This is a genomic window from Azospirillum sp., from assembly GCF_050789165.1.
This window is the reverse complement of sequence record NZ_JBOZRT010000109.1, coordinates 1-13,839: the sequence shown is the minus strand read 5'-3', so window position 1 is coordinate 13,839 and position 13,839 is coordinate 1. Positions and strand designations below refer to the sequence as shown.

General features: G+C 70.9%; 13 protein-coding genes. 4 read left to right on the top strand and 9 right to left on the bottom strand.

The features are described 5' to 3' along the window. Positions 1 to 398 precede the first annotated feature (398 nt). Positions 399 to 581 carry a hypothetical protein gene (locus ACRWK7_RS24640; protein ID WP_431858970.1) on the top strand — a complete coding sequence of 61 codons (183 nt, stop codon included), beginning with the start codon at positions 399 to 401 and terminating at the stop codon, positions 579 to 581. An 85-nt stretch (positions 582 to 666) separates the two neighbouring features. Here the strand turns inward: ACRWK7_RS24640 and ACRWK7_RS24635 are convergent, their stop codons facing one another. The 5 genes from ACRWK7_RS24635 to ACRWK7_RS24615 form a co-directional block, all read right to left on the bottom strand. Continuing rightward, on the bottom strand, positions 667 to 2,175 hold the full coding sequence (locus ACRWK7_RS24635) for an acetyl-CoA hydrolase/transferase family protein (protein WP_431858969.1): 1,509 nt from the start codon (positions 2,173 to 2,175) through the stop codon (positions 667 to 669). Between the two features lie 153 nt (positions 2,176 to 2,328). Continuing rightward, complete coding sequence (locus ACRWK7_RS24630) at positions 2,329 to 3,456, bottom strand: ABC transporter permease (RefSeq protein WP_431858968.1); 1,128 nt, start codon at positions 3,454 to 3,456, stop codon at positions 2,329 to 2,331. 3 nt (positions 3,457 to 3,459) lie between these two features. Next, entirely contained in the window at positions 3,460 to 6,177 is a 2,718-nt protein-coding gene (rbbA, locus tag ACRWK7_RS24625) for a ribosome-associated ATPase/putative transporter RbbA (RefSeq protein WP_431858967.1), read from the bottom strand. After that, a complete protein-coding gene (locus ACRWK7_RS24620) occupies positions 6,174 to 7,175 on the bottom strand; it encodes an HlyD family secretion protein (protein WP_431858966.1) in 1,002 nt (333 codons plus the stop codon). Before ACRWK7_RS24620 ends, rbbA begins: the two co-directional genes overlap by 4 nt. A 157-nt stretch (positions 7,176 to 7,332) precedes the next feature. Continuing rightward, positions 7,333 to 7,791: a hypothetical protein gene (locus tag ACRWK7_RS24615; RefSeq protein WP_431858965.1), complete on the bottom strand. Its 459-nt coding sequence runs from the start codon at positions 7,789 to 7,791 to the stop codon at positions 7,333 to 7,335. A 127-nt stretch (positions 7,792 to 7,918) separates the two neighbouring features. Between ACRWK7_RS24615 and ACRWK7_RS24610 the strand changes: the two genes are divergently transcribed. Beyond that, positions 7,919 to 8,080 carry a hypothetical protein gene (locus ACRWK7_RS24610; RefSeq protein WP_431858964.1) on the top strand — a complete coding sequence of 54 codons (162 nt, stop codon included), beginning with the start codon at positions 7,919 to 7,921 and terminating at the stop codon, positions 8,078 to 8,080. A gap of 99 nt (positions 8,081 to 8,179) precedes the next feature. Here ACRWK7_RS24610 and ACRWK7_RS24605 read toward each other — a convergent pair whose 3' ends face one another. Beyond that, positions 8,180 to 8,965 carry an SDR family oxidoreductase gene (locus ACRWK7_RS24605; protein ID WP_431858963.1) on the bottom strand — a complete coding sequence of 262 codons (786 nt, stop codon included), beginning with the start codon at positions 8,963 to 8,965 and terminating at the stop codon, positions 8,180 to 8,182. A gap of 75 nt (positions 8,966 to 9,040) precedes the next feature. On the opposite strand from ACRWK7_RS24605, the gene ACRWK7_RS24600 reads away from it, so the two are divergent. Then, positions 9,041 to 10,075: an SIS domain-containing protein gene (locus ACRWK7_RS24600; RefSeq protein ID WP_431858962.1), complete on the top strand. Its 1,035-nt coding sequence runs from the start codon at positions 9,041 to 9,043 to the stop codon at positions 10,073 to 10,075. Positions 10,076 to 10,199: 124 nt separating this feature from the next. On the opposite strand, the gene ACRWK7_RS24595 is transcribed toward ACRWK7_RS24600, so the two are convergent. The 3 genes from ACRWK7_RS24595 to ACRWK7_RS24585 are packed head-to-tail and all read right to left on the bottom strand — an operon-like array spanning position 10,200 to position 12,841. Beyond that, complete coding sequence (locus tag ACRWK7_RS24595) at positions 10,200 to 11,222, bottom strand: ABC transporter substrate-binding protein (protein ID WP_431858961.1); 1,023 nt, start codon at positions 11,220 to 11,222, stop codon at positions 10,200 to 10,202. A 34-nt stretch (positions 11,223 to 11,256) separates the two neighbouring features. Next, entirely contained in the window at positions 11,257 to 12,075 is an 819-nt protein-coding gene (locus ACRWK7_RS24590; protein WP_431858960.1) for an ABC transporter permease, read from the bottom strand. Continuing rightward, on the bottom strand, positions 12,068 to 12,841 hold the full coding sequence (locus tag ACRWK7_RS24585; RefSeq protein WP_431858959.1) for an ABC transporter ATP-binding protein: 774 nt from the start codon (positions 12,839 to 12,841) through the stop codon (positions 12,068 to 12,070). The genes ACRWK7_RS24590 and ACRWK7_RS24585 overlap by 8 nt, the downstream gene beginning before the upstream one ends. Before the next feature lie 201 nt (positions 12,842 to 13,042). Here ACRWK7_RS24585 and ACRWK7_RS24580 point away from each other — a divergent pair, with 201 nt between their 5' ends. Beyond that, entirely contained in the window at positions 13,043 to 13,717 is a 675-nt protein-coding gene (locus ACRWK7_RS24580) for an HAD family hydrolase (RefSeq protein WP_431858958.1), read from the top strand. Positions 13,718 to 13,839: the final 122 nt, after the last annotated feature.

Genomic DNA, 13,839 nt, shown 5'->3' with positions numbered 1-13,839 from the left:
TCGCGGGGATGACGAAAAATGGAAGAAACGCGCACGGGGCCGTCACATCCCCGAGGTGGAGACTCGGAACCACAGAACTCTGCCGTTTCAGAAGCTTGAACACGTTCCCCGGACAGCCGTGCGCGAAGGCGGGGATGACGGGAGTGGGAGGTGGTTGAACGCCGGGTACTCTCCGAAAGCCCTTAACCCGGCGCCCCCCCCCGCGAAAGGCGGGCATGACGACGTGAGGACACGTCATTTTCCAGCGCCCGCCCACTCTTGTGCATTGCAATATGCAGGCATGCTCATAAAACGCAGCTCATGCCCGGCGTGCGGCCCATAATGTCCGCACCGCCCGCGCCGCTTTGATGGAAGTCACGGCGCTCAGCGGTGCAATCCCAAACCACGAGGACCCACCAGTGACCCACAAGGTCTTGGACAAGATCGATCGCATCGTCGCACGGAAGCGCGATGCCGGTGAGCTCAACGCATGGATCGACAGCGGCTTTGCCCGCCGTTACTGCAAACGCGCGGCGGCCTACGGAAACATTCATTATTCCGCACTTCTGCTCTACGTGGAAGACCACGCGCGGCAGGGCTGACGAGAGCGGGACGTGCCCATCAAGGCCCTCTGCACCGCCGCCATTGACGGGAAAGCCCCTCCCCCTTGAGGGAGGGGCGCAGCCGCTACGCCGCCACCGGCACCTTCGGCGCCATGCTGCCGGTCTGCTGGAAGCGCAGGTGCCAGGAGAAGGCCTCCTCCAGCAGGTGCGGCGTGTGGCCGCCGCGGGCCAGCGCCCGGCGGTGATAATCCATCGCCAGCTCGCGGTAGCTGGGGTGGACGCAGTTGTTGATGATCGTCAGCGCGCGCTCGCGCGGGGCGAGGCCGCGCAGGTCGGCGAGGCCGACCTCGGTCACCAGCACGTCCACGTCGTGCTCGTTGTGGTCGACGTGCGTCACCATCGGCACGATGCTGGAGATGGCGCCGTCCTTGGCCAGCGACTTGGTGACGAAGACGGCGAGGTGGCAGTTGCGCGCGAAGTCGCCCGAGCCGCCGATCCCGTTCATCATCTGCGTGCCGTTGACGTGCGTCGAGTTGACGTTGCCGTAGATGTCGCACTCCAGCGCCGTGTTGATGCCGATGACGCCCAGCCGCCGGATCACCTCGGGATGGTTGGAAATCTCCTGCGGGCGCAGCAGCAGCCGGCCCTTGTAGGACGACAGCCTGGGCAGCACCTCGGCGTACTTGCCGGCGCTCAGCGTGATCGAGGAGCCGGAGGCGAAATTCAGCTTGCCGGCGTCGAACAGCTCGAACGTGCTGTCCTGCAGGACCTCGCTGTACATGGTCAGGTCGTGGAACGGCCCGTCGATCAGGCCGTGCAGCACGGCGTTGGCGATGGTGCCGATGCCGGCCTGCAACGGGTTGAGCGAGCGGCCCAGGCGGCCCTTGCGGACCTCGGCGTCGAAGAAGTCGATCAGGTGGCCGGCGATGGCGCTGGTCTCGGCGTCGGGCGGCAGGATGTTGGCGGTGCTGTCCTGCTTGCGGGTCACCACGATGGCGGCGATCTTCGACGGGTCGATGGGGATGTAGGGCATCCCGACGCGGCTCTCCGGCGTCACCACCGGGATCGGCTCGCGGAACGGGCGGCGCGTCGGGATGTAGACGTCGTGCAGACCTTCCAGGTCGAGCGGCTGGGTCAGGTTCAGCTCGACGATCACCTTCTCCGCCAGGATCGCGAAGGTTGCCGAGTTGCCGATGGAGGTGGTGGGGATCAGCCCGCCGTTCTCGGTTATGGCGCAGGCCTCGATCACCGCCACGTCGATCGGCCCCATCTGGCGCGAGCGCAGCAGTTCCACCGTCTCCGACAGGTGCTGGTCGACGAACATCACCTCGCCGCGGTTGATCGCCTTGCGCAGCACCGGGTCGGCCTGGAACGGCAGGCGACGGGCCATCACGCCGGCCTCGGTGAGGATCTTGTCCACGTCGTTGCCGAGCGAAGCGCCGGTCATCACCGTGACCTTCAGCCGCTCGTGCGCCGCCCGCTCGGCCAGCGCCAGCGGCACCGCCTTGGCGTCGCCCGAGCGGGTGAAGCCGCTCATGCCGATGGTCATGCCGTCCTTGATCAGCAGAGCGGCCTCCTCCGGGCTGACCACCTTGCCCTGGAGCGATTTCAGACGGATGCGATCCTGATACATTGCTTTCCCTTGGCAATTCTTGGGCGAGCGAACATTTCTCTTCAGCCGCTCGTTTTGAAAGAACGTATCGACTGACCCGAGCCATGCACAAACGCGCTGTCGGAATGGGGCTTTGAGCCAGACGCATGACGCGCCGGGCAGCAGGACCGGGAATCAGCGCATCGCCGCGAGGTGCTGGCGGAAGCGCTTGAGGCTCAGCGCGAAGAAGACGGCGCCGATCACCACCGTGGCGGCGAAGCGCGGCCACACCACGTCGAGACCGGCGCCGCGGCACAGGATCGCTTGGGCGAACGCCACGAAGTGGGTGGAGGGCACGAACTGCATCACCCATTGCAGCCACTTGGGCTCGCTCTCCAGCGGCGTGTTGGCGCCGGACAGCATGGTCATGGGCAGCACGATCAGGATGAACAGCAGGCCAAGCTGCGGCATGGAGCGCGCGATGGTGCCGAGGAAGATGCCCAGCGCCGTGGCGAAGAACAGGTAGAGCGCCGTGCCCAGCAGGAACAGCGCCATCGAGCCGGCCAGCGGCACCCCCAGCACGCCGCGCACGATGCCCAGCAGCGCGAAGGCGGTCAGCGCCAGGATCACCGTGCCGTTCGCCACCACCTTGGCGGTCATGATCTCGGCCGGGCGGACCGGCATCACCAGCAGGTGCTCCAGCGTGCCGTGCTCGCGCTCGCGGATCAGCGCGGCGCCGGCCAGCAGCACCGCCAGCATGGTGATGTTGTTGATGGTGGCCATGATGCCCATGAACCACGTGGTGTCCAGCGCCTGGTTGAAGGCGTAGCGGACCTGGAGCCCGACCGGGGCCGGCGCGGCGGCGGCCTCGCGGCGGGCGAAGCGGCCGATCTCGTCGTCGAGGATGCCGACGATCTGCCCGGCGCCGATGCCCGCCTGCATCATGGCGGTGGCGTCGATCAGCAGCTGCGCCGACGGGCTGCGGCCGGCCAGCACGTCCGCCTCGAAGTCCGGCGGGATGTCGAGCACGAAGGTGAAGCGCGCGGAGTCCATGGCCGCGTCCACCTCGCCGGCGCCGATCAGCACCGGCGGGCGGAACTCCGGCCCGCGGAAGGCGCCGGCCAGCCGCTCCGACAGGGTGGAGTGGTCCTCGTCCACGATGGCGATGGCGGCGTTGCGCAGGTCGTGGGTGACGCCGGTGGCGTGGCTGTAGATCGCCAGCGTGAAGGAGTAGACGACGAACCCCAGCATGAAGCCGTCGCGCCACAGGCTCAGCCACTCCTTGCCGGCCAGGGTGAACAGGGTGCGCAGGAAGCGAAGCATGGCTCAACGCTCCTGTTTGCGCAGGAAGACCACGCCCAGCGCCACCAGCACCGGCACGAACGCCGCCGTCGTCAGGATGAACGGCACCAGCTCGGCGAAGGCGAGGCCCTTGGTGAAGGCGCCCAGGCACAGCTTGAGGAAGTGCGTGGTCGGGAACAGCTGGCCGAACACGTAGGCCGGCCCCTCCAGCGTCGAGGTGGGCTGCAGCATGCCGGAGAACTGCGTGGCCGGCGTGGTGGTGGCGATGGCGGTGCCGAACACCGCGGCCGTCTGGGTCCGCGTGAAGGCGGAGATGAACAGCCCGAGCGCCGTCGTCGCGCACACGTACACCAGCCCGCCGATCAGCAGCCCGCCGGCGCTGCCCTTCAGCGGCACGCCGAACAGCCAGACCGCCATGGCGATCAGCAGCAGGAAGTTGCCGGCGGCGATCAGCACGTAGGGGATCTGCTTGCCCAGCAGGAACTCCAGCCGCGTCACCGGGGTGACGTACAGGTTGGTGATGGAGCCCAGCTCCTTCTCCCGCACCACGCCGAGCGCCGCGAGGATCGCCGGGATGAAGACCAGCAGCAGCGCCATGGTGCCCGGCACCATGGCATCGACGCTGCGGAAGGCCTGGTTGTAGCGGTAGCGCGTCTCGACGTTGGCGGGCGTCACCGGCAGCGTGGCGCCGGACTCCGTCGCCACGTCCTCGATGAAGCGCTGGTGCAGGCCGGCGACGTAGCCGGCGATGGTCTCCGCGCGGAAGGGCATGGCGCCGTCGATGCGCACCGCCACCTCCGGCGCCCGGCCGCGGCGCAGGTCCTTGCCGAAGTCGGGCGGGATCTCGATGGCCAGCGCGATGTCGTTCTGCTGCAGGCGCCGCTCCAGCTCGGCGGCGGAGAACAGCGGCGGGCGCTGCAGGAACGTGGGCGAGGAGTCGAAGCGCTCGATGTAGGAGCGGCTCTCCGGCGACTGGTCGCGGTCGAGGACGGCGAAGGTCAGGTCCTCCACGTCCATGGTGATGCCGTAGCCGAACACCAGCATCAGCAGCACCGTGCCGAGCAGCGCCACCGTCAGCCGCACCGCGTCACGCCGCAGCTCCAGCGCCTCGCGCCACGCGTAGGCGAGCAGCCGGCGCGGCGAGAAGGCGCGGCGCTTGCCCGGCGCGTGGGGTGCTGCGGCGGGCGGGGCCTCGTCCGGGATCGCCTCGTCGCCGGCGGCCTGCCGCATGAAGCCGACGAAGGCGTCGTCCAGGGTGGCGGCGTTCTGGCTGCGGCGCAGCTCGTCCGGCGCGCCGACGGCGATGACGCGGCCGGCGTGCATGAAGGCGACGCGGTCGCAGCGCGCCGCCTCGTTCATGAAGTGGGTGGAGACGAAGATCGTCACCCCCTGCCGGCGCGACAGCGTGACGAGGTCGGCCCAGAACAGGTCGCGCGCCACCGGATCGACGCCGGAGGTCGGCTCGTCGAGGATCAGCAGCTCCGGCTCGTGCAGCACCGCCACCGCCAGCGACAGCCGCTGCCGCACGCCGAGCGGCAGCCCGTCGGCCACCGCGTCGAGGTACGGGCCGAGGCCGAAGCGCTCGGTCAGCGCGGCGAGGCGGTCCGCGTGGTCGTACAGCCCGAACAGCCGCGCGTGCAGCACGAGGTTCTGCCGCACCGTCAGCTCGCCGTAGAGCGAGAAGGCCTGCGCCATGTAGCCGACGCGGCGCCGGGTCTCCAGGTCGTCGGGCGCGACGGGCGCGCCGAACAGGCGGGCGTCGCCCTCGCTGGCCGGCAGCAGGCCGGTCAGCATCTTCATGGTCGTCGTCTTGCCGCAGCCGTTGGAGCCGAGGAAGCCGAAGATCTCGCCGCGCGGGATGCGGAAGCTGACGTGGTCCACCGCGGTGAAGTCGCCGAAGCGCCGGGTCAGGTCGCGCGCCTCGATGGCCGCCTCGCCGCCGGTGTCGACGCGCGGCGGCACCACCAGCGCGGCGTGGCCGCGCCGGGCCTCCTCCGGCAGCAGGGTCACGAACGCCGCCTCCAGGTCCGCGGCGCCGGTGCGCGCCTTGAGTTCGGCCGGGGAGCCGTCGGCCAGCAGGCGGCCGGCGTGCATCATCAGCACGCGCTCGAACCGCTCCGCCTCGTCCATGTAGGAGGTGGCGACCAGCACCGTCATGGCCGGCCGGCCGGCGCGGATGCGCTCGATCAGGTCCCAGAACTGGCGGCGCGACAGGGGATCGACGCCGGTGGTCGGCTCGTCGAGGATCAGCAGGTCGGGGTCGTGCAGCAGCGCGCAGCACAGGCTGAGCTTCTGCTTCATGCCGCCCGACAGCTTGCCCGCCGGCCGGTCGGGGAACGGGGCCAGGCCGGTCGCGGCCAGCAGGTCGGATATCCGCGCCTTGCGCCGCGCCGCGTCGAGGCCGAACAGGCGGCCGAAGAACTCCAGGTTCTCGCGCACGCTGAGGTCGGCGTAGAGGTTGCGGCCCAGCCCCTGCGGCATGTAGGCGACGCGGGTCTGCAGCACCGCCCGCCCGCGGCGCGAGCGCACGTCGGTGCCGAGCACGGTGACGGCGCCGGTTTGCAGTTTCTTGGCGGTGGCGATCAGGCCGAGCAGCGTCGACTTCCCCACCCCGTCCGGGCCGATGACGGCGACGCTGCAGGCGGGCGGAATGTCGACGCTCACCGCGTCCAGGGCCACCGTCCGGCCGTAGCGGTGGCTGACGCCGGCCACCTGGACCGCGCCCGGGGAGAGCGGCGTCATGGCTTGCCCGCCGCCTCGCGGGTCAGGCGCGATTCCAGCCACTCCGGCCAGACCGCCGCCGGGTCGAGCTTCACGTAGGCCATGCCGGTCAGGCCGGTCTTCACCTTCTCGATGTGCTGGGCGACCAGCGTCTCGGGGATCCTCGCCTTGACGCGGAAGACCATGCGGTCGCGCTCGGTGCGGGTCTCCACCTGCTTGGGCGTGAACTGCGCGCGCGGCGCCACGAAGGACACCGACGCCGGGATCGCCACGTCGGGCAGCGCGTCCAGCAGCACCCGCGCCGGCGCGCCGAGCGCCAGCGTCCCCACCGTCTCGGTCGGCAGGAAGAAGGTCATGGTGACCGAGGAGAGGTCGAGCAGCGTCACCACCTTGCCGCCCGCGCCCAGCACCTCGCCCGGCTCGGCGAGGCGGTAGAGCACCCGGCCGGTGCGCGGCGCCTTCAGCACGCCGTCGGCGACGAGCTGTTGCAGGCGCTCCACCTCGGCGGCGGCGACGGCGATCGCCTCCTCGGCGCTGGCGAGGCGGCTGCGGGCCGCCAGGAGGGCGGCGTCGGCGCTGCGCTGCTGGTTGCGCGCCTGATCGACGCGCTGCTGCGAGACGTTCCCCCGACCGAACAGGACCAGCGCGCGTTCCATCTCCTTGGTCATGAAGGCGGCGTCGCTCTCGCGCTGGACCACCAGGGCGGCGGCCTCCTCGCGCGTCTGCTTCGCCTGGCGCAGCTGCGCCTGCGCGGCGCGCAGCGAGGCCTCCAGGTCGCCGATGTCGAGCCGCGCCAGCACGGTCCCGGCCTCGACCATCTGGCCTTCGTCCACCAGCACCTCGGCGACGCGGGCGGCGTACCGGGTGGCGACGTCGATCTCGTTGGCTTCGATACGGCCGTTGCCCGCGGCGAAGCCGGCGGGAAGCCGTCGTCCGGACAGCAGGTTCGGCACGTAGACCGCGCCGACGGCCACGGCGAGCAACAGCAGGACTGCCGCGAAGGCGGCTTTCTTGGTCACGGCCGTTCTCCCACGCATTGCGGATGGTGCACGGCCGGACAGGGCGGAATGCCGGCTGACCGGTCAGTGCAATTGGAACACCGACCGGCCCGCCGCGCAATCGGACCGAATGACGCTGCGTGTCACGCAGCCCAGAAATGCCGTACTGGCCGATGCCTCACTGGCCGGTGCCGCCCATCGTGCGGTTCCGGCCCGTCGGAGCGCCCATGCTGCCGCCCATGCTGCCCATGCTGCCCTGGCTCTGGTAGTCGGGCAGGCCGGCCACCTGCTCCGGGTCGATCATCAGCTGGACGCCGTTGCCCTGCCGGCGCACCTCGGACATGTCGAGCACCACGTGGCGGCCGGTGCCCTTGACGTCCATGACGATCTTCTGCCGGCCGTCCTCGCCGGTGACGAAATCGCGGATCGTGCCGGCGGTGCCGCCCTGGTGGCGGAAGGTGATCGGCTTGCCGATCAGGTTGCGCGACGGCCTGACGTCCGACGCGTCGACCTCGCGGCGGGGATCGACGCGGCCGCTGCCGACGCTCATCTGGTCGGAGCGCGACGAGGTCTGCGCCCCGGCGGGAGCCGCCAGCAGCAGCAGCGCCGGCAGGGTAAGGGTGAGAATCGTACGCATGGGTATCCTCCTCTGTGTTGGCTGGACCCTGCATAGGACACGCAGGAAGCCGGTTTGTTTCCGATGCAACGCGAACGCGCAGCCGGTGTTGAGGGGAGACCCCTCCAACAGACAGGCGAGCCCGACCATGGCCGATGAGCGCACCCAGAAGCCCGCGACCGACCGCTCGGCGACCGGCGCCTCGAAGCAGAGCGACGACCAGGGCAAGGACAAGACCCTGACCGAGAAGACCGAGGAGCAGGCCGGCGGCAAGAACAAGGACACGCCGGGCAAGATCCACGACGTGTGAATGCGCTTGCCCCCTCCCCATCCCTCCCCCGCTTCGCGGGAGAGGGGGCCTTGTTCCCTCCACCGCGCAAGCGGGGGAGGGTTAGGGAGGGGGCACGAGTCAGCCGATGAGCAGCGACTGCCCGCCGTCGATCCACACCGGCGTGCCGGTGATGTGCTTCGACCGCTCGGAGGCCAGGAACAGCACCAGTTCCGCCACGTCGAAGCTGCTGCCGGCCTTGCCGTCGGTCAGCGGGATCGCGCCCTCCAGGTATTCCACCGGCTCCTTCGCCGCCTCGACGTTGCGCGCCTGCGTGTTCTCCTGGATCGCCGTGTCGATGCGGCCCGGGCAGACCACGTTGACGCGGATGCGGTGCTTGGCCAGCTCCAGCGCGGCCATCTGCGCCATCGCCACCTGCCCCGCCTTGGTGGTGGAATAGGCGATGGCGCCGGCGTTGCTGAACACGCGGGTGCCGTTGATCGACGCGGTGATGACGACCGACCCGCCGCCGGCCTTCTTCAGGTGCGGCACCGTGTAACGCAGCGTCAGGAAAGTGCCGCGGAGGTTGGTGTTGATGGTGCGGTCCCACTCCTCCGGCGTCAGCTCGTCGATCGGCGCCCAGACGCCGTTGATGCCGGCGTTGGCGAACACGATGTCGAGCCGGCCGAAGCGCTTGGCCAGCTCGCCCACCGCGCGCTCCATGGCCGCCGCGTCGGCGACGTCGGCGGTCAGCGGGATCGCGGTGCCGCCGGCGTCGCCGATCTCCCGCGCCGCCGCGACGATCTCGTTCTCCGTGTGGCTGAGCACGCCGACCGCCGCCCCCTCCCGCGCCAGCCGCACCGCCGCGGCGCGCCCGATGCCCGACCCGGCGCCGGTGACCAGCGCGACCTTGCCCTTCAGTTCCATGACTCGTATCCGTCCTGAGATGACCCGTTCTCCCGCAACCGCACCGGCACCCGCCGGTTCCGCCGAGGCCCGCCCATGACCCGCATGCGTGAGGAAGCGCTCGAAGCCCCCGACGTCGTCGCCGCCCAGCTGGCCGCCAACGCCGCGCGCGCCGGGGCCCTGGCCGACCTGCTGCGCGCCCGCCCGCCGGCCTTCGCGATGACGGTGGCGCGCGGCAGTTCCGACCACGCGGCGGGGTTCGCCCGCTACCTGTTCGAGACGGCGCTGGGGCTGGTCACCGCCTCGGCGGCGCCGTCGGTGGTGACCTGCTACGGCGCGGAGCTGCGGGTGCGGGACGCGCTGGTGCTCGCCGTCTCGCAGTCGGGCGAAAGCCCGGACCTGCTGGCGACGCTGGAGGCGGCGCGGCGCGGCGGCGCGCACACGCTGGCGCTGGTCAACGCGGAAGGCTCGCCGCTCGCCCGCGCGGCGGAGCACGTGCTGCCGCTGATGGCGTGGCCGGAGCGCGGCATCGCCGCCACCAAGAGCTTCATCGCCAGCCTGTCGGCCATGGCCGCGCTGACCGCGGCGTGGACGCGGGACGCGGCGCTGGGATCGGCGTTGCCGGAGCTGCCCGGCCGGCTGCGCGCGGCCTGCGCGGCGGACTGGTCGGCGGCGCGGCCGGTGCTGGCGGCGGCGGAGTCGCTGCTGGTGGTCGGGCGCGGCTACGCCCTGCCGGTGGCGCAGGAAATGGCGCTGAAGGGCAAGGAGACCTGCACCCTGCACGCCGAGCCGTTCAGCGCCGCCGAGCTGCTGCACGGCCCGGTGGCCCTGGTGGACGAAGGGTTCCCGGTGCTGCTGCTGGCCATGCCGGACGCGACGCTGCCCGGCGTGCTGGGCGTGGCGCGGACGCTGCGGGCGCAGGGGGCGCACCTGCTGGTGGCGTCCGCCGTGCCGGAGGCTCTGGCGCTGGCGGACACGCCGCTGCCGCTGCCGGCGCCGCTGCACCCGATGCTGGACCCCATCGTGGCGGTGCAGGCGTTCTATCTGATGATCGACGCGGTGGCGGCCGAGCGCGGCATGGATCCCGACCGGCCGCCGGCGCTGATGGGCAAGGTGGTGCGGACGGTGTGAATAAGAAGCCCCTCCCCCCTTGCGGGGGAGGGGTTGGGGAGAGGGGGCCCAAACTTCATGGCCGCTTTCAGCGGCGCCACCCTCTCCCCAACCCCTCTCCCATCGAGGGAGAGGGGCTTGGACGTTACTTTGGCACCCCGGTGTGACCCTGCACGAAGCTCAGGTCCAGGATGCTCGCCGGGTCGAGGGCCTTGTCCACCTGCCCTTCCGACTGCCAGAATTTCACCTGATTGTGGATGTCGTTCACCATCAGCCGGCCCTGCGGATCGACGTAGGGCAGGCCTTCGGCGACGATCTCCGGCTTCTGCTTGGTGGCCTCGGCGATGATGCCCAGCAGTTCGCCGTGGTTCGGGCCCTTCACCGGCTTGCCCTGGGCGTCGCGGGCGTTGAAGGCGGCGTGGTACTCGGCCGTGGCGGTCTGGTAGGCGCGGATGAACCGCACCACCACGTCGCGGCGCTGCGCGATCATCTTCGGGCTGGTGAACAGCGCGCCGAGCTGCCAGGGCGTCTCGTCGCCGGCCCAGCCGACGATGGTGCCGGCGCCGTCGGCGACCACCTGCCGGGCTACCGTCACCGGCGCCACCATGGCGTCCACCTGCCCGCCCTTGAAGGCGGCGACCATCTTCGGCACGTCCTGCAGCGGCACCATGGTCAGGTCCTTGACCGTGAAGCCGTGCTTCTGCCCGAGGATCCCCAGCATGTAGTGGAAGGTCGAGCCCACCGTGGTGATGGCGATGCGCTTGCCCTTGAGGTCGGCCGGCTTGGTCAGGCCGGCGTCGTGCGCGGCCTTGGTGGCGACGTAGGCGCTGAGCGGATAGCCCGGCTCGTCGCGGCTCTGCGCCGCGATCATGGTGACCGCCCCCTTGGCCGCGAGGTTGTAGTAGCCGGCGGTCAGCCCGGTGACGCCGAAGTCCACGTCGCCCGAGGCCACCGCCACCGGCACCTGCTGCGCCGAGGTGAAGATCTTGAGGTCGACGTCCAGGCCCTCCTTGGCGAAATAGCCCTTGGCCTTGGCGATGTAGACCGGCCCCGACGACGACAGCGCCAGCACGCCGATGGAGGTCTTCTCCTGCGCGGCGGCCGGCATGGCCCCCATCCCGGCCCAGGCCAAGACCGCGCCGACGACGGCCGTCCAGACGAACTTCATCCCCTATTCCCTCCCGGTTCTTGATTGATCAGGCTCACCGCCAGCGCAGCAGCCGGCGTTCCACATACGACAGCAGCGTGCCGATGCCCAGCCCCAGCAGCGACAGCACCAGCACCCCGGCCAGCAGCTGGTCGGTCTGCATCAGGTTGCCGGCGGTCAGCACAAAGGCCCCGATGCCGTACTCGGCGCCGATCATCTCGGCCGCGACCACCAGGATCAGGGCGATCGACGCGGTGATGCGGAAGCCCGCCAGGATGCCCGGCATGGCGCCGGGCAGCACGATCTTGCGCAGGACGTCGCGCCACGGCAGGTCGAAGCTCTGCGCCATGCGGATCAGGTTGCGCGGCACCGCGTCGATGGCGCTGTAGGTGGCGATCACCGTCGGGAAGAAGACGCCGAAGCCGATGGTGGCGAACTTCGACGGCTCGCCGATGCCGAACCACAGGATGAACAGCGGCAGCAGCGCGATCTTCGGGATCGGGAACAGCGCCGAGACCAGCGGCACGCCCACCGCCCGCGCCACCGGCGCGATGCCCATGGCGAAGCCCACGGCGATCCCGGCCAGCGTGCCCATCAGCCAGCCCACGCCGATGCGCAGCAGCGACGCCTTGAGGTGCAGCGCCAGCGACCCGTCCGCCGCGATGGCGCCCAGCGCCCGGCCGACCGCGCTGGGCGGCGGCAGGAACAGCGTGCTGACGAGGCCGAGGCGGCTCACCCCCTCCCACACCGCCAGCAGGGCGGCGAAGGCGACCAGCGCCGCCCAGCGGTGGCGCGTGGCGAGGAAGCCGCCGCCGCGGAAGCGCACCGGCTGCGCGACCGCAGCCGCCATGTCGGGAGCCCGCGTGTCAGGCATGGGCGATCTCCCGGTCGGCGAGCTGCGCCTCGGCGCGGATGTGGCTCCACAGGCGCTCGCGGATCTCGGCGAGGTGCGCCTGCGCGGCGGGGGTGTGGCGCGCCGCCCGCGGCTCCTCGATGGTGACCAGCTCGCGCACGCGGCCGGGGCGGCGGCTCAGCACCGCCACGCGGTCGGCGAGGCGCAGCGCCTCGTCCAGATTGTGGGTGACGTACAGCGCGGTGGTGCGCTCGCGCGCCCACAGGGCGAGGAAATCCTCCATCAGCAGCTCGCGCGTCTGGGCGTCGAGCGCCGACAGCGGCTCGTCCAGCAGCAGCACCGCGGGGCGCACGGCGAGCGCGCGGGCGATGCCGACGCGCTGGCGCATGCCGCCGGAGAGCTGCTTGGGCAGGGCCGCGCGGAACTCCCACAGGCCCATGCGGCGCAGCCCGGCTTGCGCGCGCTCGCGCCGCTCGGCGGTGGAGAGCGGATGATGTTCGAGGACGAGGGAGACGTTGTCCTCCACCGTGCGCCAGGGCAGCAGGGCGAAGTCCTGGAAGATGAAGGTGATCGAGTTGAGGCAGCCGGCCGGCGGCTCCCCCGCCACCTCGACGCGGCCGGAGGTCGGCCGGACGATGCCGCCGGCGATGCCGAGCAGCGTCGACTTGCCGCAGCCCGACGGGCCGATGACCGCCAGCACCTCGCCCTCTCCGGCAGCGAGGTTGATGCCGTCGAGGACGACCAGGTCGTCGTAGCGGTGGACGAGATCGGACACGATCAGCCGCATGGCCGCGGTCCTGCGGTGCGGGCAAGGCCCGTCATGGCGTCTCCAAACCCCTTGGTCCAAACCCTTTGATCTTGAAGCGCATGATAGCCCAGGGCGGTGCCGGGTGCACAAGCCCCGCGCGCGGGCACGGACGGCATAAGGGGTGTGCACCGCCGGTCCACCTGTTCTAGAAAGGGCCCGAGGCAAGAGAGAGGGACTGGCATGACCGCGCCGTTGCAGGACCTGTGGGACGCGATCCTCTTCGATTTCGACGGGGTGCTGTGCGATTCCAACGGGCTGAAGGGCGATGCCTTCGAGACGCTCTACGCCGAGGAGACGCCGGAGGTGCGCGCCGCCATCCGCGCCTTCCACCACGCCAACGGCGGCATGCCGCGGCGGGACAAGCTGCGCCGCTTCGAGGGCGACATCCTCGGCCGCCCGGTGGACGAGACGCGCATCGCCGCCCTGGCCGACCGCTTCGCCGCGACGGTGGAGCAAGGGGTGGTGCGCTGCGCGCCGATCCCCGGCGCCGCGGAGTTCGTGGCGGCGCACGCCGGCCGGCTGCCGCTGTTCGTCATCTCGGCCACCCCGCACGAGGAGATGAACCGCATCGTCGACGCGCGCGGCATGCGCTCGCAGTTCGTCGAGGTCTACGGCAGCCCGCCGGCCAAGGCGGAGACCGCCGCCTCGATCATCGCCCGGCACGGCTTCCGGACGGAGCGCGTGGCGTTCGTCGGCGACGCCGTGCAGGACATCGCCGCGGCGAACAAGCTGGGATTGCCGTTCATCGGCGTGCGCGACCGCGACGGCAGCCACCCGTTCCCGGAGGGAACCCTGGTGATCGAGGACCTGCGGGATCTGGAGGGAGTGCTGCGGGGGTTGGCGGCGGGGCGCTGACGAAACACATTTGCCCCCTCCCCGACCCTTGTATGTTGATGATCGAGTAAAGTGAGTGCGACGGATCGGTCCGGGGCGGGTGGCCACCCGCCCCGGACCGCCGGGCGGCAGACCGTCCCGTC